A 23,362-nucleotide genomic window follows, 5' to 3' on the forward strand; every position below is an offset into this window, starting at 1 on the left:
GCGGTAAATTGTTTTGACTGCGGGCGGCGGGGCAGCAAACTGACAGGGCCAAATGGCTCAATTTGGGGATTTAGCATCTTTTGCTCGGGCAATGTGCTACGGGTACGGATGGTTTTCCAGGTTGCGCTGGTGGCGATTGACCCCGGGATTTGAAACCAAGCCCGCCGCAAATGGAACCTGTGCTTGAAATGGACGATTGATATTTCTCGGGATGCCCAAAGACGCAAAATCATATGACGACCAGAGGCTGCTTGATGAGACGGCCATCCGGTTCAATTTGCCAAAACTGGTGGGTAATGAACGCCGCTATCTCGACGCGGTGCTTGCACAAGGGTTTCTGGCGGGCAATGGGCAGTTTACGGCCGCTTGCGAGGCGCAGCTCGGGGCGCTGACCCAGGCTCGGAAGGTGCAGCTTGTGCACTCGGGAACCGGCGCACTCGAGATGGCTGCCATCCTGTGTGACCTCGGACCCGGGGATGAGGTCATCATGCCCTCGTTCACCTTTGTATCCACGGCAAATGCAGTGGTTTTGCGGGGGGCTGTGCCGGTATTCGTGGACGTCAATCCTGCAACCCTAAACCTTGAACCAGAGGCCGTAGAACGGGCCGTGACCGACCGGACAAAGGCCATTTTTGCGGTTCACTATGCCGGTGTCCCGGCCGAGATGGGGCCATTGGCGGATATTGCCCGTAAACATCGTTTGATCCTTGTGGAAGATGCAGCTCAGGCCCTGGGCTCGCGGTATCGCGGCCGCCTCTGCGGTGGATTGGGCGATATCGCGGCATTCAGTTTTCATGAAACCAAGAATGTGACCTCTGGCGAGGGGGGTGCTCTGGCGATCAACCGGTCTGATCTTGCCGAACGTGCAGACATAATCCGGGACAAGGGGACCAATCGGGCCAGATTCCTGCAAGGGGCCGTGGACAAATATACCTGGGTCGATATCGGATCTTCGTTTTCTCCGTCCGAGCTGACGGCAGCGATCTTGCTTGCGCAACTTGAACAGACGGACAAAATCAACCGGGACCGGCTTGAAACCCTCGCGCGCTACAGGTCTGCCTTTGCTGATCTTGAGCAAGCCGGACGAGTCGACCTGCTGTCGGCCCCCGATCATTGTCAGGGTAACGGTCATTTGTTCTGTCTGCTGCTCAGGGATGCGCAAGACCAACGTGATTTTATCGGCTTTATGCGGGGGCGGGGTATCGAGACGCCGTTCCATTACGTGCCGTTGCACTCGGCACCTGCCGGGCGATTGTATGGCCGCTGCTCGGGCAGTCTGGCGGTAACCGAAAGCGCAGCGGCCCGGCTCGTCCGCCTGCCGCTGTACTATGAGATGGGCGGGGCCGTAGAAGCGGTCGTCGAAGCCGCGCGCGATTACCTTGTGCGGCGGGTGCCGTAGGGCACCCTCCCTTCAAACCGGGCTTACAAACTGCGGTCCTGAACGCCCACGCCGACATAGGTTTCAAACCCTGCACCCAGCGCCATGGCCGAGGAATAGATGTTGCGCAGGTCAACCATGCGGGGCGATTTCATGGCCTCGGAAAGATCGCTTAGGTTCAGCGCGCGGAACTCGTTCCATTCGGTCAGTAGAACCACCACGTCGGCGTCCTTGGCCGCGGCATAGGGATCGTCCATCCAGTTCACCCCCGGCAGCAATGCTTCGCCCTCGGCCCGGCCCTGCGGATCGACCACGCGCACCCGTGCGCCGCCGCCGATCAGGGCGGGGACAATGGTCAGCGAGGGCGCGTCGCGCATGTCGTCGGTATTGGGTTTGAAGGTCACGCCCAGCACGGCCACGGTCTTGCCGTTGAAGCTGTCGTCGCAGACATCGCGGATCTTTTCGATCATCCGCTTTTTGATGCCGTCGTTGACGCGGATCACCGTCTCGGTGATCTCCATCGGATAGGCAAAATCCTGCCCGATCCGGGCCAGAGCGGCGGTGTCCTTGGGGAAGCATGACCCACCATAGCCGGGGCCCGCATGCAGGAACTTGTTGCCGATGCGGCCGTCCAGGCCGATGCCGCGCGACACTTCCTTGACATCACCGCCCACCCGTTCGCACAGGCCCGCGATTTCGTTGATGAAAGTGATCTTGGTCGCCAGAAACGCGTTGGCGGCGTATTTGATCATCTCGGCGCTTTCCAGATCGGTGGTCAGGATCGGGAAATCGCGCAGGTAAAGCGGCCGGTAGATTTCCGCCATCACCTCGGCGGCACGGTCGCTTTCGACGCCGACAACCACGCGGTCAGGGCGCATGAAATCGTCGATCGCAGCCCCTTCGCGCAGGAATTCGGGGTTCGAGGCCACGTCGAACTCGGCCTGCGGATTGGCGGCGGTCAGCGCCGCCTGCACTTTGCGGTTGGTCCCGACCGGCACGGTCGATTTGGTTACGACGACGGTGTAGTCGGTGAGGGCGTGGGCGATTTCCTCGGCGGCGGCCATCACATAGGTCAGGTCCGCGTGCCCGTCGCCGCGGCGCGTCGGGGTGCCGACGGCGATAAAGACCGCATCCGCCCCGTCCACGGCCTGGGCCAGATTGTCGGTGAAACTCAGCCGTCCCGCGGCCACGTTCTTGGCCATCAGAACGTCGAGGCCGGGTTCATAGATCGGAACCTCGCCTGCCTGCAGCATCTCGATCTTCTGGGTGGATTTGTCGACGCAGATCACGTCATGCCCGAAATCCGAAAAGCAGACCCCGGAAACTAGGCCAACATATCCAGTGCCAATCATCGCAATGCGCATATCTCAAATCCTTGTCTTGGGCAGGGGTTAGACGCCTGCCATCCACTGACCGTTTCTGGCGACCGAATACGTCTTTCGACAGAGGGGTTTCAAGGGGATTCTGCCCATCGGACCCCTTGGTCCGGCCCAGAGGTTGCACCGGGCCGCAAACGGGGGCTATGTGGGGCACGACGAGATCAGCTCCATGGGCTCGATCCTTTGACAGAAACCCAAAACCGACCTGGCCGATCCCATGCTGACCCTGCAGGAAAGAACGCTTCGCAAAAGACGCCGCAACCGTTGGCTGATCCTGTTGTCACCGCTGATCCTATTGCTGTCGCCCGTGCTGCTGCCCGCCTATCTGGTCTATCGCCGGCGCAAAGTGCAGAAACTGTCAAAATCTGCGGCCCGCATGGGTGCGGTGGCGGGTTCGCTGGCCTCCGTCCAGCCCCAGGAGCGGGACAGCGCGGCCGAGGCCGAAGTGGACGCGCGGCCGGACACCTTTGCGCTTTGCCGGGTGATCGGTAACGATCTGGTGCCCCGTCACAAGGCCGGCCAATCGCAAGAGAATGTGCGGTTCATCCTGGAAAACGAGCCCGAGTTCGCGAACTGCACCAAGCTGTGGATCCTTAACCGGATTTTCGACCCCGAGAATGAGGCGGCCCTGATCGCGCTGTTGGAACGGCATGGGCAAACCTATGAGCGTATTCCGTTCAGCGCCGATACGTTTCAGACCGTGGGGTTCGATTTTGAAACCTTCGAGGACCCGATGATATTTGCCGACGGATCGCTTGATCCGCTGGATGATGAAACCAGGGCGAAGATCATCGGCCAAAGCTATCGGGCCCGCAACGCCTATGTCATGAACAACAACGGCGCGCGCAACGCTGCGCTTGAGCTTTGCCTGCGCCATGCAAAATGGGCGCTGCCTTTTGATGGCAATTGTTATTTCACCCAGGGCGCTTGGGATTCGTTTGCTGCCGATGTGGTGGCGAACCGGGACAAGCGGTATCTGGTGGTGCCGATGGCGCGGATGCAGGATAATGCTGACCTGCTTGGTGACGATTGCACGCCCAACCCGACCGAGGAACCCCAGCTTGCCTTCCGCTGCGATGCGCCGCTGCGCTTTGATGAGGCGCATCCCTATGGCCGCCGGCCGAAGGTCGAGCTGTTCTTACATCTGGGGATCGAAGGCCCCTGGCAGAAATGGCCGCTCGAAGCGTTTGACGCTCCGCCCCGGAAGGTGAGCCCCGAAGGTTATCGCGTCGGGTCTGCGGGATGGGTCGCGCGGCTGTTTTCCGGTCAGGGCAGGTTGGAAAAGGACAACGCTCAGAGTTTCAAGAACCGCGGCCTGGCCCGAAACGATGCGATCCGTGCGACGTTGGACATGCTCGAGGCTCGGAACATGGCCCCTAGCGCCGCGCCCGGCGGGCTGGCCTTTTATGACACGTCGCGGATTGAAACTCTGGCGGCGCGGCACGATGACCCCGACCATCGGGCGATCTGCGCGGCAGCAGATGATGCGCTGGATCGTGGACCGTTTTCAGTCACCGATAAGCCGCAGCCGGGTCCGAGCGGGGATCTGAAGGATTATTACCATCCTTCCCCCTACTGGTGGCCGGACCCGAAAAAGAAGGACGGACGCCCCTTTGTTTTCCGGGACGGAGAGCGTGTGCCGGGCACCCGGCTCTATGAAGAGGAAAGCGACCGTTTCGACCGGACCCGACTGCAGCGGCTGTTTGATGATTCCGTTGCCTTGACCCTGGCGGGGCGGCTCACGGGCGAGAGCGGCTACAGCGATCATGCAGGGCGCTTGATCGAGACCTGGTTTATCAATCCCGACACGCGGATGAATCCCAATCTGGACTATGCGCAGGTGCGACATGGGCATAAGGGGGACAAGGGTCTGTCGCATGGTCTGATCGAGACCAAGGACTTCTATTTCTTCCTCGACGCGGTGCGGATGCTGGACGATGCATCGATCAGACAAGGCGTGCAGACATGGGTGGCAGAGTTCCTGACATGGCTGCAAAACAGCGATCAGGGCCGCGGGGAACGCCGGGCCCGGAACAATCACGGCACCTGCTACGATCTGCAGGCAGCCGCGCTGGCCGCGTTTCTCGACGATACCGAAACGTTGCAGCAGATCAACCTGCGGGCGCAGGCGCGGGTGCTGGGCAGCATCACCCCGGACGGCGCGCAACCGCATGAGATGGCGCGGACGCTGACGCAGCATTACTGCGCTTTCAACCTGCAAAGCTGGATCAACCTTTTCACCCTGCTGGATGCGGTGGGGATGCGCCCTTGGGGCAGTCAGGCGGCGGATCAACTGGTCATCGCCATGCGCCGCCTGCTGACCGAATCCGCCGAAGGATGGACGCATGAGCAGATCGAGCCGTTTGAATTCGCCCGTCTGGTCCCCATCGACGCGGCGCTGCAGCAACAGACAGGGCAGGGGGTTCTGGACACCCACGAGGCCCCGGCCTGTTTCCACCCCCATGACGGTATCGCGCCCTTCTGGCGTCTGGCGCACGGTTTGCGTTGATCACATTCGGGTGTTGCAACTCGGAAAATGATCTGGATGATGCGGTGGCATGAGGACCGGAAACTCCGGCCAGCCGCAGTCACATGCGGTCACAACAATAATGGGGAGACGACTTATGTCATTCAAAACTCTGATGCTGGCGGCCAGCGCCACCGCGATGATTGCGGCGGGTGCTTCGGCGGAAACGCTGCGATGGGCCCGCGCGGGTGACGCGCTGACGCTGGACCCGCATGCGCAGAACGAAGGGCCGACCTCGGCCATGGCGCACCAGATCATGGAAACGCTGGTTATGCGCGACCATTCCGGCGCGCTGGTGCCGTCGCTTGCGACCGAGTGGGCACCGTCCGAAGACAACCCGAATGTCTGGGTGTTCAAGCTGCGCGAAGGCGTGACCTTCCATGACGGGGCCGAGTTCGACAGCGAAGACGTTGTGTTCTCGCTGAACCGCGCGATGACGCCGGATTCGGACTACAAGGAACTGCTGGCCTCGGTCAAAGAGGTGCGCGCGCCGGACAAGTTCACCGTCGAAATCGAAACCGATGGCCCCAACCCGATTATGCCCAACAACCTGACCAACATGTTCATGATGGACAAGGGCTGGGCCGAGGCGAACAACGCCGTGAAGGTGCAGGACTATGAGGGCGGCGAGGATACCTTTGCGGCCAAGAACGCCAACGGCACTGGCCCCTACAAGCTGGTCAGCCGCGAACCGGACGTAAAAACCGTTCTGGCCGCCTATGACGGTTATTGGGGCAAGGATGAATTCCCGCTGCAGGTGACCGAGATCGTTTATACCCCGATTCAGAACGCCGCGACCCGCGTTGCCGCGCTGCTGTCGGGTGAAGTCGATTTCATTCAGGACGTGCCCGTGCAGGATCTTGAGCGCGTTGCGGGCACCGATGGTCTGGACGTACGCACCGCGCCACAGAACCGGGTGATCTTCTTTGGCATGAACATGGGCGACGCCGATCTGGGCTCGGACAGCGTTGATGGTGCCAATCCGCTGGCGGATGTGCGTGTGCGTCAGGCGATGTCCAAGGCGATCAACCGCGATGCGATCAAGCAGGTCGTGATGCGCGGTCAGTCAGCCCCGGCCGGCATGATCTCGCCGCCCTTTGTGAACGGCTGGGATGAGGCGATGGATGCCTCGTCGACAACCGACATCGAAGGCGCCAAGGCGCTTATGGCCGAGGCGGGGTATCCCGATGGCTTCTCGCTGACTCTGAACTGCCCGAATGACCGCTACATCAACGATGAAGCGATCTGTCAGGCCGCCGTGGGTATGCTGGCGCAAATCGGTGTGACCGTGAATCTGGATGCCAAACCCAAGGCGCAGCACTTCCCGCTGATCAACAACCTTGAGACCGATTTCTACATGCTGGGTTGGGGTGTTCCGACCTATGACTCGGAATACATCTTCAACTTCCTGGTCCATTCGAAGGGCGAGAAGTACGGCTCGTGGAACGGCACACGCTATTCCAACCCTGAGCTGGATGCCAAGATCGTGGCACTGGCCTCGGAAACCGACCTGCCCGCGCGCGATCAGCAGATCGGTGAAATCTGGCAGGTGGTTCAGGACGAACAGCTCTATATCCCGATCCACCATCAGGTGCTGAACTGGGGTATGAAGTCGGGCGTCGGTACCATCGTTGAACCCGAAGATTCGCCGAAGATCAAATACTTCGAGATGAACTAAGCCATCCTTCCGGATGCAGGGCAGGGCGCGGTTTCGCGCCCTGTTTTCGTTTGCGTGGCCAGTAACGGGCGCGTGATCTCATCGTGAGAATTCCTTTACGCGGCGGCCAAAACATCCCAAGCTCTGACCCATAAACAGGGAGATATCGCCATGATCCTCAGGAACAGCGCCATTGGCCTGACCATGCTGCTGGCCAGCACCGCGCAGGCCGCCGAGTTCAAATGGGCCTCAACCACCGATCCGCAGACAATGGACCCGCATGCGGTCAACTCGGCCCCGGTGCTGGGGTTTCTCAATAATGTCTACGAAGGGCTGGTGCGGCGCGGCAAAGATATGGCCGTTGAACCGGCGCTGGCTGTCAGTTGGGAACCGATCGGCGACGGTGAGGGTTGGCGGTTCAAGCTGCGCGAGGGGGTCACCTTCCACGATGGCAGCAGCTTTGACGCCAATGATGTGCTGTTCAGCTATCAACGCGCCTCGGGTGAGGCGGCGGACACCCGCAGCTGGTTTGCGCCGGTCAGCGATGTGATTGTGGTCGATGACTACACCGTCGATATCATGACCACCGCGCCGAACCCGCTGTTCCCGTCTTCGATTGCCAACTGGATGATCATGGATCAGGGCTGGACCGAGGCCAACGATGCTATGGTGCCCGACAAGGAAACCGGCAACTACGCCACGATCAACGCCAACGGCACCGGTGCGTTCAAGGTGACCGAGCGCGAACCGGGTCTGAAAACCGTGCTGGAGCCGCATGAGGGCTGGTGGGGCGAGGCCGAACACAACATCACCCGCGCCGAGTTCAACCCGATCCAGAACCCCGCCACCGCCGTTGCGGCGCTGTTGTCGGGCGATGTGGACATGATCAACCCGGTGCCGATTCAGGACGTGGCGCGGCTGCAGCAGAGCGCAGATGTGGACGTCATTCAGGGGATCGAGGCGCGCGTGATCATGCTGGGCTTTGATCACGAGGCCGAGGCGCTGAAATATACCGATGATGCGGGCAAGCCAAACCCGTTCCGCGATGCGCGCGTGCGTCAGGCCGTCGCCAAAGCGGTCAATGTGGATGCCATTCTGGCCACGATCATGCGCGGCAATGCCGAAGCGGCGTCGCAACTCGTCACCCCGGTGATGAGCGGCTATTCCCGCGCCAATGCGGACCGTCCCGCGTTCGATGTTGATGCTGCCAAGGCGTTGCTGGCCGAGGCGGGTTATGCCGACGGCTTCTCGTTCGGGCTGAAATGCCCCAATGACCGTTACCTGAATGATGAGGCCGTGTGTCAGGCGGTTGTCGGGATGCTGGCTCAGATCGGCATCACCGCCGAGTTGGATGCCATGCCGGTGCGCAACTACTGGCCGGAACTGCGTGAGGATAACTATGATATGTACCTGCTGGGCTGGAGCCCCGGTACCTTCGACGCCGAACATCCGGTCCGGTTCCTGGTCGCAACCCCGAACGAAGAGAAAAAGCTGGGTAGCTGGAATTTCGGTGGCTACTCGAACCCGCGGGTCGATGAATTACTGCCGAAGATCCAGTCCGAGCTGGATCAGACCAAACGTCAGGCCATGCTGGACGAGGTGACGCAGATCTATCAGGACGATCAGGTCTATGTGCCGATGTATGTGCAGCCTCTGGTCTGGGGGACGCGCAACAATGTCGAGCTGACGCAGCGCCCGGACAACTTCTTTATCCTGCGCTGGGTGACGGTGAACTGAGCCCATGGGCGTCATGATCGCCGGGGTCTACCACGCCGAGGACCCCGCGCCCGACACAAGGCTTGACGGTGAATTCCGCCGTCAGGCCTCGACCATTCGGAACGCGCTGCCGGATGCTCTGGCACCGGGGCGGTTTCATCTTTACGCGGCGTGGAACTGCCCCTGGGCGCATCGCGTGCTGCTGGTTCGTGCGCTCAAGGGGCTGCATGATCTGATCACGGTTGCCTATGCCGAGCCGCGCCGCACAGCCGATGGCTGGGTCTATGCCGACGGCGCGGATGCGGTCTATGGCGCAACAGCGCTGCATCACGCCTATGCCCGCGCGACACCGACCTATACCGGGCGGATCACGGTGCCCTTGCTGTGGGACCGGGTTGAGGATCGGGCGGTCTCTAACGAATCCGCCGATCTGGTACGGATGTTGGGCTCGTTGCCGGGCTATGGTCCCAATCTGGCACCATCAGACAAGCTGGACCAGATCAACGCGTGGAACGAAAAGATTTACACGTGTCTCAACAACGGCGTTTACCGCGCAGGGTTCGCCCGCACGCAAGAGGCTTATGAGGCCGGGTTCCGCGATGTCTTCTCGATGCTGGACGAGATCGAGGCGCATCTGACCACCAACCGCTACCTCTGCGGCGACACGCTGACCGAGGCCGATCTGCGCCTGTTCCCCACGCTGGCCCGGTTCGATGTGGCCTATCACTATGCCTTCAAATGCAACCTGCGTCGGCTGATCGACTATCCAAACCTCTGGGGTTACGCGCGCGAAATTTACGCGTTGCCCGGCGTGGCCGCGACCGTGAAATTCGACATCTACAAGCAGGGCTATTTCTCACCGTCCGAACTGCGAAATCCGCTGGGGATCGTGCCGCTGGGCCCTGAAATCGATTGGAGCGCGCCGCACCACCGCGACATCTTGACCACCCGGTCGGTTAAAGCATAGAGAGACGCACCAATGGGGAAAATCAATGTTCGCATATATCGTCAGACGGATGTTCCAGTCCGTCATCGTGCTGTTGGTCGTGGGTCTGGTGGCCTTTTCGATGTTCCGCTTTGTCGGCGACCCGATCGACAACATGCTGGGGCAGGAACGCACGCAAGCTGACATCGACCGCCTGCGCACCGAGCTTGGGTTGGATCAGCCCTTTGTGGTGCAATACGCCAAGTTCCTGCAGGGCGCGGTTCAGGGCAATTTCGGCGTCTCATACCGGCAGGGCCGACCGGTTTCGACAATTCTGGTGGAACGGGCCCCGGCGACGCTGGAACTGGCGTTTGTCTCGGGCTTTCTGGCGATCACGATCGGTATTGCCCTTGGCGTTTTCACCGCGATCCGACGACAAGGGATCGCGGCAAATGTGATTATGACCGTGTCCCTGATCGGGGTTTCGCTGCCCACCTTCCTCATAGGGATATTGCTGATCTACATCTTCTCGGTCGAGCTTGACCTACTTCCCAGCTTCGGGAGGGGCGAGACCGTTATGATTGGCGGCTGGTCCACCGGGTTCCTGACCGCATCCGGTCTTAAGGCACTGATATTGCCTGCAATCACGCTGGGTCTGTACCAGATGACACTGATCATGCGGCTGGTGCGGTCCGAGATGCTCGAGGTGCTGCGCGCCGATTATGTCCGCTTTGCCCGCGCCCGAGGGCTGTCGGATCGGGTGATCAATTTCCGCCATGCGTTGAAGAATACTCTGGTGCCGGTGATCACCATCACGGGCCTGCAACTGGGCTCGATCATCGCGTTCGCGATCATCACGGAGACGGTGTTCCAGTGGCCCGGCGTGGGCCTGTTGTTCATCAACGCGATCCAGTTCGTCGATATCCCCGTGATGGCGGCCTATCTGATGCTGATCTCGGTGATGTTCGTGACGATCAACCTGATTGTCGATCTTCTCTACTATGCCATTGACCCGCGCCTGCGTGTCGACGCGAGGGCCACATGACCGATACCCCAAACACTCAAACCCCGTCGCGGATGGCGAAATTCTGGGACAGCGACTTTGCGTGGTCGTTCCGGCATTCGCCCGTCGCGGTGATTGCCTCGCTGGTCGTGGTCATTCTGGTGCTGGCGGCAATTTTCGCGCCGCTGATCGCGCCCTATGATCCGTTTGACCCGTCTACACTGAACCTGATGAACGGGTTCACACCTCCGGGCACGCCCAACGCCTTCACGCAGGAAACCTTTCTGCTGGGCACTGACGATCAAGGGCGGGACGTGTTTTCGACCATCCTTTACGGCATGCGAATTTCGCTGTTCGTGGGGGCCGCGGCGGTGCTGTTGGCGCTGATTATCGGGGTTATTCTGGGGCTGGTGGCGGCCTATTTCGGCGGCTGGATCGAGACGCTGATCATGCGCATCGCCGACGTGCAGCTGACCTTTCCAGCCATTCTGGTGGCGATGCTGATCTTTGGCATCGCCAAGGGGATCACCCCGCCCGAATACCGGGACGAGATGGCGATTTACGTTCTGATCATCGCCATCGCCCTGTCCGACTGGGTGCAGTTCGCGCGCGTTGTGCGCGGCGCGGCGCTGGTCGAGAAAAACAAGGAATACGTTCAGGCCGCGCGTCTGATCGGGCGCGGGTCCTTCCCGATCATGTTCCGCCATATCCTGCCAAACGTCCTCAGCCCGGTTCTGGTGATCGCCACCATCTCATTGGCTCTGGCCATTATCGCCGAGGCGACGCTCAGCTTTCTGGGCGTCGGAGCGCCACCGACCCAGCCCTCGCTGGGCACGCTGATCCGCATCGGGCAGGGCTTCCTGTTCTCGGGTGAGTGGTGGATCCTGTTCTTCCCGGCCTGCACGCTGCTGGCTCTTGCCCTGTCGGTCAACCTGCTGGGCGACTGGCTGCGCGATGCGCTGAACCCCAAGCTGCGGTGATTTCATGAGCCTTCTGACGATCAACGACCTGACGGTCGAATTCCCGACCCGCCGCAAGCTGTTCACAGCCGTCGACCATGTGGACCTGTCGGTCGAACCCGGCCAGATTCACGGTCTGGTGGGTGAATCCGGTGCCGGCAAATCCACCATCGGCGCCGCCATCATGGGCCTGCTGGAGCGGCCCGGTCGCATTGCCAGCGGCACCATCAAGCTGAGCGGAGACCAGATCAGCGGCATCGACGCCGAGGCGATGCGGGGACTACGCGGCAAGAAGATCTCGATGATCTTTCAGGACCCGCTGACCTCGCTGAACCCGCTGTTCACCGTGCGCGAGCAACTGGTCGAGACCATTCAGGCCCATCTGGGCGGGTCCGAGGCCGAGGCCACAAAACGCGCCCGCGACCTGATCGACCGGGTGGGCATTCCCGACCCGGATACGCGGCTGGACCAGTACCCGCACCAGTTCTCGGGCGGGATGCGGCAGCGCGTGGTGATTGCGCTGGCGCTTTGTACCGAGCCGGATGTGATCATCGCGGATGAGCCGACGACGGCGCTGGATGTCTCGGTTCAGGCACAGATTCTGGACCTGATCAAGGAACTGGCGCAGGAACGTCAGGTGGGCGTCATCCTGATCACGCATGATATGGGCGTGATTGCCGACACGACCGACCGCGTGACGGTGATGTATGCGGGCAAGGTGGTCGAAACCGGCACCACCGCGCAGGTGATGGGCCAGCCGCAGCACGAATATACCAAGTCGCTGATCGCCGCCGTGCCGCGCCCGACGCTGAAGCTGCACCGGTTTCCGCAGATCAGCTATGGCGGTCGTGAAACGCGTTTTGCCATCGAGGATATGGCCCGTCACTGGCCCAAGGTCGATAACGACTCCAGCAAGCCGGTGTTCGAAATCCGCAACCTGACCAAGAAGTTCCTGCAAAAGCGCGGGCTGCTGCCGTGGGATCGGACTTATTTCACCGCCGTCGACAATGTCAGTTTCGACATCCATGCCGGGGAAGTGTTCGGCGTGGTGGGCGAATCCGGCTCGGGCAAGTCCACCGTGGCACGGATGATTGCGGGGCTTTACCCGGTGGATGGCGGTACGATCACGTTTCAGGGGCAGCAGGTCAGCGACCTGAACAATCGTGCGGTACAGGACGAATACCGCAAGAACATCCAGATGATCTTTCAGGACCCGTATTCGTCGCTCAACCCCCGGATGCGGGTGGATGAGATCGTGGCCGAACCGATCCGCCATCACCGCCTGATGGACAACGCGGATATCAAGCGCCGCGTCGACGAGTTGCTGGATCAGGTGGGGCTGGGCCATGAGGCGGGGCAGAAATACCCGCACGAATTCTCGGGCGGGCAACGGCAGCGGATTTCTATCGCGCGCGCCTTGGCCACGCAGCCGCGTTTCCTGATCTGTGATGAGCCGACCAGCGCGCTGGACGTGTCCATTCAGGCGCAGATTCTGAACATCCTGAAAGATCTGCAGGAACATCTGGGCCTGACCCTTCTGTTTATCAGCCACGACCTGCCGGTGGTGCGTCAGATGTGCGACCGGGTGGCGGTGATGAAACAGGGTCAGATGGTCGAGATTCAGGATACCACCGATCTGTTCACCAACCCTCAAACCGAATATGCGGCCGAGTTGCTGCGGCTGATGCCGAAGCTTGACGATCTGTCGACCGACGGGCTGGGCGAGCGCGAGGCGTAACACGCAAAGGTTGACGATACCTGCACGGCGTGGCCTGATCGAGCCACGTCAATGCAGGGAGATATTGCAATGCTGATCCGATCCGTGACCGCCGTTCTTCTGGGGCTATGCGCACCGCTGTCCGCGCAGGCGCAGGATGGGTTCCCGGACCTCGTGGGCAAGTGGGTCTGCAATATCGAATATGGTGCCTATTTCTTTGACCTGCTCGAAGGGCCCTATGAATTTGAGCTTGAGATCACCGAGCAGTTGGGCGCGGGTTTCAAGGGGCACTCGGTCTGGATCGGGGACCGGGATGAATTGCCCGATGACCAGATCGATCGCCCCGGGCAGACCGTCGTGGCCGAAGAGGGTACGAAGGTCACGATCCACGAAGAGTTTCTGGGCATGATCGGTTGGGGGGATCGGAACCTTCATATGGTGGATATTGCCGATGACGGGATCAGGATCGGACGGCTGGTGGCCGATGGCGAATTCGAGATACTCGCCGCGCGCGCGGGCGAACACGCGGCGCTGACCCGAACCCGGTGCATGAAGCAGCCCGGATAGACCTGCGCGGTGGCCGCGCCCCTGAAACCCTCGGACAAGATCGAACGCCTGTCGCGGGCGGTGCATCCCGGTCTGCTGGACACTGCCATCGACCCGCATTTGATGATCGTCCTGATCCTTGCCAATTTGATGAGCGATACCCTGTGGCAGGTCCGGGGCAGGATTGCCGACCGTGCAACGGCGGATGGCTTGCTGGTCACCGATGAAATGCTGTCTTTCATCGACCACCACTTTACCCATGATTTCCCCATGGGGACCGCCGAACGTGTCGGTATCCTGAACCTGCAGGACGAGCGTGACCGGCTGGGGGCCGGCGCCGTCGATACGATCAAGGCGCAGCTTTGGCGCCATGTGACCTGGCGGCGGGACAAGGGGCAGCTGACGCCTGCGCTGGATATCTTTCCGCTGCTCGAACAGGACCAGCTGCCGATTTACACCTATTCGACCATCGATGGCCTGCATGCGATGTCGCGCCTGCTGAAACATAAAAAGCACCGGCCCATGGGCGTGACGGTCTGCGCCGATGAGGCGACGTTGACCACTTCGCTGGCCAGCGTTCTGAACGGAGTCGCGTTGGGGGATGTGTTCATCGTGGGCTCTCCGGGTCATTATACGACGCTGCTACAGCAGGGCGGGCGGCGATACTGGTGCAATGGCAAGCCCGAGTCCTTTTCGCAGGACCGCTGGGCCGACCTGACAACCGGGGCTGATGCGGCCGACCCGAGGGCCGAGTTCGAGCGGCGGATGCCCTATGCCGACCGGTTCCTGTCGTTGTTTGGTGTGCTGAAACTCGGCGATGGGGTCAGCACGATCCCACGGACCGAGCTGGCACGGTTCGAAGCGGATTGCGCGGCGTTTTTTGGAATGCAGCTGCCTCCGTTCGAGGCGCTGCATCGGCAAGAGGTAACATTTGCGGCAAGCGTGACGACCCGGGACCAGCTTGCGCAGCTTGACGCGGCAGACGGCGCGGCGAGTGCCCGTCAGGTGATCGGCCAACTGGCGCAGCGCGATGATCTCTCGGTCTTTGGGCAGGCGGCCTATTGCTATCGTGACCTGCATGTGCGCTATCCCGGCGCCTATCTCGCCAACGCGCTTCGGGGGCCAAAGCTGCGCCAGCTTGCGGCTTCGGTGCGTAGCGTCGATCAGGCCCTTGCGGTGGTCGCGGGCATTGCCGGTCGGCAGAGCATTTTTCAGGGTCGGGGCCGCATCGCCATGCCGGATGAGGTGCTGCTGTTCGGCACCGCAGACGATGTTGACCGGGGTCTGCTGCTGTTGTCCCTGCTGCTGGCGGCGCTCCCCGATCAGATCGGGGCTGAGGCGGCGCTGAAAATCACGCATCATTCGACATATCTGCAGATCAGCGACCGGGTGATTGATGTCGATACCCTAAGCGAGGCCCGGGTCGAAGGTGAGGTCTGGCTGACCCTCGATCCTTCCACGCTGACAGCCGCCTAGCCGGTCAGGCACTCTTGTTCGAAGGCCCGGAACTCGGCGGCGATGGCTGTTGCGGCGGTCTCAAGCAACCGCGCGCCGTCTTGGGGCGTGGCCAGGGCGGAATGGGACCCGACGCGCCCGTCCGGGAAGGCGGCGCGATGTTCATCCGGCGGCCCATGGCGGTCGCCCGCATGGGTGCGCAGATAGTCGGGGCTGAGCCTTTCGGGCGGCTCGGCCACCTGACCCACGGGCAATGCTCCCAGCAGCGTTTGCGTGATTGCAACCTCGGACGGGGTGGCGTGCATCCCCTCCCAAGCGCCATAAAGGTCTTTGCGCAGGGTGTTCACCGCATCGGGCTCCCACCAACTGCGGATTGTCATCTGATGCCGGGGCAGAGTCGCCTTGATATGTCGCAGCGGGTCCAGATTGGCCCCGTGGCCGTTGACCACAAACACGCCCCGGAACCCCTGCGCCAGAAGCCCCGCGATGACCTCGGCGGCCAACAGGCGAAAGGTGTCAGCCGAGATCGAAATCGTGCCGGGAAACCCGGTGTTGAACGGCGCGGGCGTATAGGCCAGTGCGGGGGCCACGATGGCATCGCAACGCTTGGCTGCTGCCAGCGCGACGGCCTCGGCGCAGATCGTGTCGGTGCCGATCCGGCCCATGGGGCCGTGCTGCTCGGTCGAACCGACCGGCAGCATCACGGCGGCGCCCGCGTTGATACGGGCGTCAACCTCGTACCATGTCATGTGGTCCAGTTTCATCGGTGGGGATGGAGGACGCCCGGCAGGACTGCCGGGCGCGCGCGGGTCAGAGACCCCATTTCTTCCGATTTTCTTCAAAGAACCCTTGCGCCTTTTTCACCTCGATCCAGTTGTTCACATAGTTGATCCAGACCTGATCGTTCTGCGGCAGCAACATCGCAATGGGCGAGGGCGAGCGGGGGCCCGCATTCTTCACGCGCTCCACGGGGAATTTTTCTTCCAAGGTCGAGCCTTCGATGTTCGAGGTGATGAACACGTCCGCGCGGCCTGCGATCACTTCCTGAAAGCCGCGGGCCGGTGCCTCGACCACTTTGATTTCGGCATTCGGGAACCACTCGCGCACGCGCTTTTCAAAGGTGGTCCCCAGCGTGGTTGCAACCGTCACGCCCGGCTGGTTGATCGAATCATAGCCGTCGAACTTGTCGGCCTTGTCCTTGGTTGTATAGGGAAATAGCTCGACCGCGATGTAGCTGTCCGAGAAACCCGCAACTTTCATGCGCGGCGGCGAGATCGAGGCTGACCCAGTCAAGTGGTATTTGCCCGCCACCACACCATTGACCAGCGTTTTCCAGTCGGTGGGCACATATTCGACCTCGACCCCCAGATCAGCGGCGAGCGCGTTCATGATGTCGATATCATAGCCCTTATAGCTGTTGGTCGCCGGATCGCGCAGCGACATCGGGTTCCAGTCACCGGTTGTGCCCACTTTCAGCACCCCGGAATCCAGAACCTCGTTCAGGGCTGACTGCGCCTGCGCGGCGGTCCCAAGCACTAATCCAAGTGCCGCGGCGGCGGCAGTTTTGAAAAACCGTTTCATGTATTTCTCCCGTTGGTGGCGTTAAGCGATTGCCGCTACATTGTTTCTTGATCTAAGCGTAAAGACAAAGATAACCTCAAGCAAATAATTGACCAGAAAACAAAGGCAGGCCAGCAGATGCAAGACGCCGCGATCGAGCTTGTCGGTGTGAACAAGTGGTTCGACACGTTTCACGTTCTCAAAGACATCAATCTGACGGTGAACAGCGGCGAAAAGGTCGTGATATGCGGGCCTTCGGGGTCCGGGAAATCGACCGTGGTGCGCTGTATCAACCAGCTTGAGAGACATCAGAAGGGCACGATCCGGGTGGATGGGGTCGAGCTGACGAGTGATCCCAAATCCGTGGCGGCGATCAGTTCCGAGGTCGGGATGGTGTTCCAGCAGTTCAACCTGTTCCCGCATCTGACGGTTCTTGAAAACCTGACGTTGGGCCCAATCAAGGCGCGTGGCCTCAGCCGGAAAGACGCCGAGGAGAAGGCGCGGCACTATCTGGAACGGGTGCATATCCCCGATCAGGCCGACAAGCGGCCCATCCAACTGTCGGGCGGTCAGCAGCAGCGCGTTGCCATCGCCCGGTCGTTGTGCATGGAGCCTCGGGTGTTGCTGTTCGACGAACCCACCTCGGCGCTGGACCCCGAGATGATTTCCGAGGTTCTGGATGTGATGGTCGAGCTGGCGCAGGACGGCATGACCATGGTTGTTGTCACACACGAGATGGGATTTGCCCGCAAGGTGGCCGACAAGATGATCTTTATGGATGCAGGCGAGATCGTTGAAGAGGGCCACCCCGAGCATTTCTTCACCAACCCGCAATCCGAGCGATGCCGCAAATTCCTGTCTCAGATTCTGCAGCACTAGGTGGGGCCGATGAAAAAACTTCTTCTGATATCGCCACTTCTTTTGCTGGCCGGGTGTTCGTCTTCGTCGACCTGGGGCTGGTATGTGATCAATCCGACCACCGACTCGGGCTGGACGAACGTCAAGTTCCTGATCTCAGGCATGGGCGCGACCATCCAGATTTCCCTGATCGCGGCGGTGATGTCGATTGTCATCGGCCTGCTGGTGGCGCTGCCGGGTCTGTCCGAAAAACGCGGCTGGCGGCTGGTCAATCGGGTCTATGTCGAATTCATCCGCGCCATTCCCCTGCTGCCGATGCTATTCTGGGTGTTTTACGGCCTGCCCATCGTGTTCCAGTCGATGGGGATGAACGTGCCCATTGATCCGTTCTGGGGTGCAATTATCACGCTGGCCATCTCGGACAGCGCGTTTACTGCCGAGATCTACCGCGCAGGCATTCAATCCATCGCCCACGGTCAGCGCGAGGCGGCGCAGACCATCGGGCTGAACTATTTCCAGACCATGCGCTATGTGATCCTGCCGCAGGCGATCCGGCGCATTCTGCCCCCTTTGGCGAACCAGTTCATCTACATCGTAAAGATGAGCGCCTTTGCCAGCGTCATCGGGATGCAGGAACTGACCCGCCGCGCAAACGAACTGGTGGTGACCGAATACCGCCCATTGGAAATCTACACGCTTTTGATCTTCGAATACCTGATACTGGTCCTGATCATCAGTGCAGGGGTGCGCTGGCTGGAACGCCGCATGGGCGCGGACGAGCGCGGATAAGGAGAAAGCGATGGACTGGAAAGACTTCATGGCCGAGACCGAGGCCAATATCGGCAGCTTCTCGAAAGAGGTGCCCGAAACCGTGCGTGGCTTTGGCATCATGGGCAAGGCCGCCAAGTCCGACGGCGCGCTGAGCGAAAAGACCAAGGAATTCATGGCGCTCGGCATCGCTATCGCGACCCGCTGCGACAGCTGCATCGGGTTCCACGTCAAGTCTCTGGTCCGGTTGGGAGCCACACGCGAGGAGATGTGCGAGGCTCTGGCTATGGCGACCTATATGGGCGGTGGCCCATCTTATGCCTACAGCGCCAAGGCCTTGAAGGCCTATGATGTGTTTTCGGAGTAAACCCCATGCGTCCTGATCTGGCCGGAGCCGAAGGGTTCATCCGAAACAGCTGGTACGTCGCGGGCCGGTCCGAGGATTTTGGCCGCGAACTGAGCGCTGTGCGGATGCTGGACGAAGAGATCGTGATCTACCGCGACACCAAGGGCACAGCCATCGCGCTGGAGGATGCCTGCCCGCACCGCAAACTGCCGCTGTCACGCGGCACCATTGAGGGGGATCACGTGGTCTGCGGCTATCACGGTCTGACCTTTGGCTGTGGCGGCGAATGCGTCAGCGCGCCGACCCAGCTGGACAACCCGCCGCGCCGCGCGGCCGTGCACGCCTATCCAGCCGAGGATCGTTGGGGGTTCCTATGGCTGTGGATGGGCGCCCCCGATCAGGCCAGCACAGATGACATCATCGACATTCCCAATTTCGACAACCCGGACTGGGGCAAGACCCAGAAGGGCGCGATGGAGATGGCGTGTCACTACCTCTACATCATCGACAACCTGCTGGACCCCAGCCATGTGGCCTGGGTGCATCTGACCTCTTTTGCCGGGGCCGGAACGGACAATCGCCCGCTGGATGTGGAAGAGACTGACGGAGGCGTCATCGTCTCGCGCTGGATCGCGGATGAGCCCGCGCCGCCGTACTATGCGCCGATCCTGCCCTTTGGCCCCAGTTGCGATCGCAAGCAGCATTACGAATGCCGGCTGCCATCGACGGCGATCAATATGTCGATCTATACGCCCGCAGGTGAGGGCGGGGCGGATCGGCCCGTCTCGCCCAATGCGTTCGTCAATATTTCCTACAACTTCATCACGCCCGTGGACGCCGAAACCTCACGCTATTTCTGGTTCCAGCATCGCAATATGCACGCGGAAGACGCGGAGATGTCGCAACGGATGTTCGAAGGCGCAGTGATGGCGTTCAATGAAGACAAAGAGGTGCTGGAATACGTCCAGACCGGGATGGCGCGGCGCAAGAGCGGCTATATCAACCTTGGCCTGGATGCCGGTGCGATGCGCTTTCGCACGCGTGTTGCGCGGGTGATCGTGAACGAGGCGGGGTGATTAGGACGCGCTCAGCCGTCCGTTCGCGCCTTGGCCAACGGCCTGCGCCGGGTTGTCGAACACCGCTTTGACGCAGGGGTATTCCGCAAGAATCTGCGCCCCACCGGGAATGCGGTCGGAGTGCAGGACGCCATCTTCCCACACCGCGATACCGTCGATACGGATGGTGGGGTCCAGCACGTTCAGCGAAATTTCTCCTGGCGCGTAATGCCCGCAGGTATGGAAGTGCAGCAGGCGCGGGTTGCCGAAGGCGGACCCGCTCCACTTTTCGAAATTCTGGAAGGCAGGCGCTGTGTAGGCGCAGCCGGGATGTATCCCCGCGTGCCAGGAGTGCATGGTCAGCGGGTCGAGATCGAACATCTGGCCGACTTTCGCATAGTGCATTTCAGCGCAATGCACATCCATCGGATGGCCCGAAAAACCCAGCAGGCGGTTGTTTTCAAACTGTACCGCAAGCGGCTCGCGCAGGTCGCAGCCATACGGTTCATAGAATTTTGAGCCGGTCCCGACCAGAAAACCGTCCTGTATCACAGTGCCGGAAAAACCCAGCGCAGGCACCGGGGCAAAGACCGACATCGGAAACCGTGCCACGCTGACATCCGATGCGCCGGTTTTGGGAAAGGCTGCGCCGGGGCCGCTGAAATCCGTGCCCAACGGGCAGGTCACATGAATATGCCGGGCCTCGGCCAGCAGGGTATTGACCGCGTTCTTCAGCGCGACAAAGCCAAAATAGTTTGCCCGCCCAAAGCCAGACGCCAGCGCATCCTTGTCCAGCGCATAAGACATGATCGGGTGCACATCGGCCAGATCGGCGTCAAATCGAATCTGATCGCCGGTTCGCGACAGGAACAGCGTGCGGTCTGCGGCCTTCATCGCCGCGATGACCTCACCGGATAGCCGGGGGCCCATCGGGTCGAACGGGATGGCCTGCAACGTGGCGTGGATACCCAAGGCCTGCGCACAGTCCAGAATCCCCTGTGCGATCTCGGCGTCGTAATAGGCGTTGTCGGGGGTTTCGCACAGCACCAGCAATTGATCCCCTGCCGACAGTCCGCCACAGCGGACCAGCAGGTTTTGTGCCCCGGAGCGCAGATCTGGATTGTGCATGCGATGGTTCCTCAGACGCCAGTTTCAGAGGCGCTTTATATCGTCTTCACATTTCCGTTACCGTCAGAAAACGACCTGCTGCAAGAAATTTCTGCTGACAGCGGCGGCGGCTTTGTTCATATGCTGATCCGGCACCGGACAGGAGGAATGGGCATGAGCGCCTGGATCGAAATGATCTCCGACGATCAGGCGGATGGCCGTCTGAAAGAGCTTCTGGACAATGCCAGAACACCCCACGGCACTGTGGACACAGTGATGCGCGTTCATTCTCTGCGACCCGAGACGATGAACGGGCATGTGGTGCTGTACCGCTCGGTCCTGCATTCCAGCGACAACCGGCTGCCGTTCTGGTTTCTGGAGGTGGTGGCCAGCTATACCTCGATCCTGAATGACTGCACTTACTCGCTGACGCATCATTTCATGAATGTGCGCAACCTGCTCAAGGACCAACCCCGCGGCGACAGAATATTCGTTGCCCTCAAGGCCCACCGGCCCGAGGATGAGTTTCAAGGCAAGGAACTGGCCCTGTTGCGCTATGCTGCCAAGCTGACCACCGAGGTCGGCAAGATGGTGAAATCCGATTTCGAGGCGCTGAAACTGGCTGGCTGCGATGACGGAGAGATCCTGGAGGTCAATCAGGTCTGCGCCTATTTCAACTATTCCAACCGCCTGTTGAATGGTCTGGGGGCGACGACCGAGAATGATGTGATCGGGTATTACTCCGACGACGATTGAGGAACGGTGGCTTTACCTTTGGGCGATGGATTTGAGGCCCAGCAGGACGGCGGCCCCGATCATGAACCCTCCGCCAATCCGTTCGATCCAGACCCGGGCCGGGCCTTTGAAGCGCGCCGCAATCCAGCTTGCGCTGGCGCCATAGGCCGACAGAAACAGGCCGTCCGACGCAACATATGTCGCTGACAGGATGAGGAATTGCGGCCAGAACGCGCTGTCGGCGGAAATGAATTGCGGGAACAGGGCGGCGAAGAACACAACGGCCTTGGGATTGGCCGCCGAGGTCAGAAACCCCTGCATCCACAGTGCCTTCAGCGATGCTTTGGGTCGGGACCCCATCATTTGCGGATCATCGGGTCTGGCGCGCCGGATCATCCGCGTCCCCAGCCAGATCAGATAGGCCACGCCAGCCCATTTGATGACGGCCAGTGCCGCCGCGGATGCAGCGATAAGCGTCGCCAGCCCAAGGCCCGCGGCCAGCATCTGCAGCGCGTTGGCGGTCAGATCGCCCGCAGCCGTTGACAGCGCGCGTCGAAAACCATGCGTGCCGCTGTTGGACAGCATCAAAAGCTGGCTCGGACCTGGCGTGCTCATCAGGGCAAGAACCGTAAGGGCGTATAGGGTCCAGATTTCGAAAGTCATGTGATCACCTCGGACAGCGCAGGCACGTTATCACAGCTTTTGCCGGATACCAGCGGGTCCTGACTGCCGCCTGCTCACTGGGCTGCGGTGGCCTGTTTCTTGCCCTGCACCTTGCGGACGAAATCCATGAAGGCGCGGATCACCTTCACCTCGTGGCGCTGGGTCAGGCAGATGATGCTTTCTCCCATTTGCAGGTTCACATCCCGCAGTTCGATAGGCCGCAGGCGGTCGTCATGGCCGAATTCGGCGTGCGAGACAAAGCCGATCCCGGCCCCCGAAGCGACCAGCTCGCGCACGGCTTCGCGTCCTTCGGCAACAATGGCGGGTTTCAACGTCATTCTCTTCTCGCGCGCCGCATCCTCAAGTTTTTGGCGGGTCTTCGAGCCCTGTTCCCGAAAGACCAGCGGCAGGCTCTTCAGGTCTTTGAACGAAAGCGTTGTTTTTTCGGGGGGCAGCAGGTCCTTGGCGGCGAAGGCCACGATATTGGTGGCCCCGAGGTTGAGCATCGTCATGTCCTTGCCGGGCGAGGGGCTGCCGACGATACCGATCTCGGCATTGTAAGAGCGTAACTCGTCGAGGATGTCGTTGGTGTTGCCGGTCCGGACCACGATTGTGATATTCGGGAACATGGCGCGGAATGGCCCCAGATAGTCGGTCAGGTGGTGCGCGGAATCCGCGATGATGCGCAGCTCACCATCAATTGCGGCCTTTGACTCGGACAGATAATCCTCGATCTGGCCTTCGATCTCGAAATACTGCTTGGTAAAGCGAAACAGCCGCTCCCCCTCGGGGGTCAGCGAGACGCGCTTGCGTTCGCGCAGGAACAGCAGCAGATCGTGATCCTGCTCCAGCTTGCGGACCTGTTCTGACACCGCGGGCTGGGTCAGAAAAAGCGCCTCGGCCGCGCGGGAAAAGCCGCCATGCAGGGCGACGCTGTGAAAGGCCTTGAGCTGGCTGTGGCGCATGATTTGTCCTTAGTGCTGGTTTATAAGCCGTGCTTATCTAATA

Annotated in this window: 21 protein-coding genes; 15 read left to right on the forward strand and 6 right to left on the reverse strand. The window is 60.9% G+C overall.

Translation table 11 applies throughout. The annotated features are described in order from the left end of the window. Window positions 1-211: 211 nt before the first annotated feature. On the forward strand, window positions 212-1,399 hold the full coding sequence (gene rffA / locus ACR1XV_RS16190; protein ID WP_480533171.1) for a dTDP-4-amino-4,6-dideoxygalactose transaminase: 1,188 nt from the start codon (window positions 212-214) through the stop codon (window positions 1,397-1,399). A gap of 23 nt (window positions 1,400-1,422) precedes the next feature. Here the strand turns inward: rffA and ACR1XV_RS16195 are convergent, their stop codons facing one another. Beyond that, entirely contained in the window at window positions 1,423-2,742 is a 1,320-nt protein-coding gene (locus tag ACR1XV_RS16195; protein ID WP_480533173.1) for a UDP-glucose dehydrogenase family protein, read from the reverse strand. Between the two features lie 232 nt (window positions 2,743-2,974). Between ACR1XV_RS16195 and ACR1XV_RS16200 the strand changes: the two genes are divergently transcribed. The 9 genes from ACR1XV_RS16200 (at window position 2,975) to ACR1XV_RS16240 (ending at window position 15,283) form a co-directional block, all read left to right on the forward strand. Beyond that, window positions 2,975-5,266: an alginate lyase family protein gene (locus tag ACR1XV_RS16200; RefSeq protein WP_480533175.1), complete on the forward strand. Its 2,292-nt coding sequence runs from the start codon at window positions 2,975-2,977 to the stop codon at window positions 5,264-5,266. Between the two features lie 115 nt (window positions 5,267-5,381). Beyond that, window positions 5,382-6,962 (forward strand): ABC transporter substrate-binding protein, encoded by a 1,581-nt coding sequence (locus ACR1XV_RS16205; protein ID WP_480533177.1) that lies wholly within the window; start codon window positions 5,382-5,384, stop codon window positions 6,960-6,962. Between the two features lie 150 nt (window positions 6,963-7,112). Further along, a complete protein-coding gene (locus ACR1XV_RS16210) occupies window positions 7,113-8,678 on the forward strand; it encodes an ABC transporter substrate-binding protein (protein ID WP_480533179.1) in 1,566 nt (521 codons plus the stop codon). Window positions 8,679-8,682: 4 nt separating this feature from the next. Next, window positions 8,683-9,624: a glutathione S-transferase family protein gene (locus tag ACR1XV_RS16215; protein ID WP_480533181.1), complete on the forward strand. Its 942-nt coding sequence runs from the start codon at window positions 8,683-8,685 to the stop codon at window positions 9,622-9,624. Window positions 9,625-9,649: 25 nt separating this feature from the next. Then, window positions 9,650-10,627, forward strand: coding sequence for an ABC transporter permease (locus ACR1XV_RS16220; RefSeq protein ID WP_480533183.1), 978 nt, complete (start codon window positions 9,650-9,652; stop codon window positions 10,625-10,627). Continuing rightward, window positions 10,624-11,565 carry an ABC transporter permease gene (locus ACR1XV_RS16225; RefSeq protein WP_480533185.1) on the forward strand — a complete coding sequence of 314 codons (942 nt, stop codon included), beginning with the start codon at window positions 10,624-10,626 and terminating at the stop codon, window positions 11,563-11,565. The genes ACR1XV_RS16220 and ACR1XV_RS16225 overlap by 4 nt, the downstream gene beginning before the upstream one ends. A gap of 4 nt (window positions 11,566-11,569) precedes the next feature. Further along, entirely contained in the window at window positions 11,570-13,282 is a 1,713-nt protein-coding gene (locus ACR1XV_RS16230; protein ID WP_480533187.1) for an ABC transporter ATP-binding protein, read from the forward strand. Between the two features lie 69 nt (window positions 13,283-13,351). Then, window positions 13,352-13,828: a hypothetical protein gene (locus ACR1XV_RS16235; RefSeq protein ID WP_480533189.1), complete on the forward strand. Its 477-nt coding sequence runs from the start codon at window positions 13,352-13,354 to the stop codon at window positions 13,826-13,828. A 9-nt stretch (window positions 13,829-13,837) separates the two neighbouring features. Continuing rightward, window positions 13,838-15,283 (forward strand): hypothetical protein, encoded by a 1,446-nt coding sequence (locus tag ACR1XV_RS16240; RefSeq protein ID WP_480533191.1) that lies wholly within the window; start codon window positions 13,838-13,840, stop codon window positions 15,281-15,283. Here ACR1XV_RS16240 and ACR1XV_RS16245 read toward each other — a convergent pair. After that, window positions 15,280-16,026 carry a creatininase family protein gene (locus tag ACR1XV_RS16245; RefSeq protein ID WP_480533193.1) on the reverse strand — a complete coding sequence of 249 codons (747 nt, stop codon included), beginning with the start codon at window positions 16,024-16,026 and terminating at the stop codon, window positions 15,280-15,282. The two genes, ACR1XV_RS16240 and ACR1XV_RS16245, sit on opposite strands and share 4 nt — an antisense overlap. Before the next feature lie 46 nt (window positions 16,027-16,072). Continuing rightward, entirely contained in the window at window positions 16,073-16,843 is a 771-nt protein-coding gene (locus ACR1XV_RS16250) for a transporter substrate-binding domain-containing protein (protein WP_480533195.1), read from the reverse strand. A gap of 117 nt (window positions 16,844-16,960) precedes the next feature. Between ACR1XV_RS16250 and ACR1XV_RS16255 the strand changes: the two genes are divergently transcribed. Genes ACR1XV_RS16255 through ACR1XV_RS16270 form a run of 4 tightly spaced genes read left to right on the forward strand, consistent with a single transcriptional unit; the run spans window position 16,961 to window position 19,870 of the window. Further along, window positions 16,961-17,701, forward strand: a complete 741-nt coding sequence (locus tag ACR1XV_RS16255; RefSeq protein WP_480533197.1) for an amino acid ABC transporter ATP-binding protein — start codon at window positions 16,961-16,963, stop codon at window positions 17,699-17,701. A gap of 9 nt (window positions 17,702-17,710) precedes the next feature. Beyond that, window positions 17,711-18,469 carry an amino acid ABC transporter permease gene (locus ACR1XV_RS16260; RefSeq protein WP_480533199.1) on the forward strand — a complete coding sequence of 253 codons (759 nt, stop codon included), beginning with the start codon at window positions 17,711-17,713 and terminating at the stop codon, window positions 18,467-18,469. A 10-nt stretch (window positions 18,470-18,479) separates the two neighbouring features. Then, window positions 18,480-18,815: a carboxymuconolactone decarboxylase family protein gene (locus ACR1XV_RS16265; protein ID WP_480533201.1), complete on the forward strand. Its 336-nt coding sequence runs from the start codon at window positions 18,480-18,482 to the stop codon at window positions 18,813-18,815. A 5-nt stretch (window positions 18,816-18,820) separates the two neighbouring features. Beyond that, window positions 18,821-19,870 (forward strand): aromatic ring-hydroxylating dioxygenase subunit alpha, encoded by a 1,050-nt coding sequence (locus tag ACR1XV_RS16270; RefSeq protein WP_480533203.1) that lies wholly within the window; start codon window positions 18,821-18,823, stop codon window positions 19,868-19,870. Here ACR1XV_RS16270 and ACR1XV_RS16275 read toward each other — a convergent pair whose 3' ends face one another. Next, the gene (locus ACR1XV_RS16275; protein WP_480533205.1) at window positions 19,871-20,977 is read right to left on the reverse strand and encodes a hypothetical protein; all 1,107 of its coding nucleotides are present in this window, start codon (window positions 20,975-20,977) and stop codon (window positions 19,871-19,873) included. Window positions 20,978-21,130: 153 nt separating this feature from the next. Between ACR1XV_RS16275 and ACR1XV_RS16280 the strand changes: the two genes are divergently transcribed. Next, entirely contained in the window at window positions 21,131-21,712 is a 582-nt protein-coding gene (locus ACR1XV_RS16280; RefSeq protein WP_480533207.1) for a carboxymuconolactone decarboxylase family protein, read from the forward strand. Window positions 21,713-21,724: 12 nt separating this feature from the next. On the opposite strand, the gene ACR1XV_RS16285 is transcribed toward ACR1XV_RS16280, so the two are convergent. Further along, a complete protein-coding gene (locus ACR1XV_RS16285; RefSeq protein ID WP_480533209.1) occupies window positions 21,725-22,354 on the reverse strand; it encodes a LysE family translocator in 630 nt (209 codons plus the stop codon). 74 nt (window positions 22,355-22,428) lie between these two features. After that, a complete protein-coding gene (locus tag ACR1XV_RS16290; protein ID WP_480533211.1) occupies window positions 22,429-23,319 on the reverse strand; it encodes a LysR substrate-binding domain-containing protein in 891 nt (296 codons plus the stop codon). Window positions 23,320-23,362: the final 43 nt, after the last annotated feature.

The sequence above is a fragment of the Ruegeria sp. AD2(2025) genome, assembly GCF_056542385.1.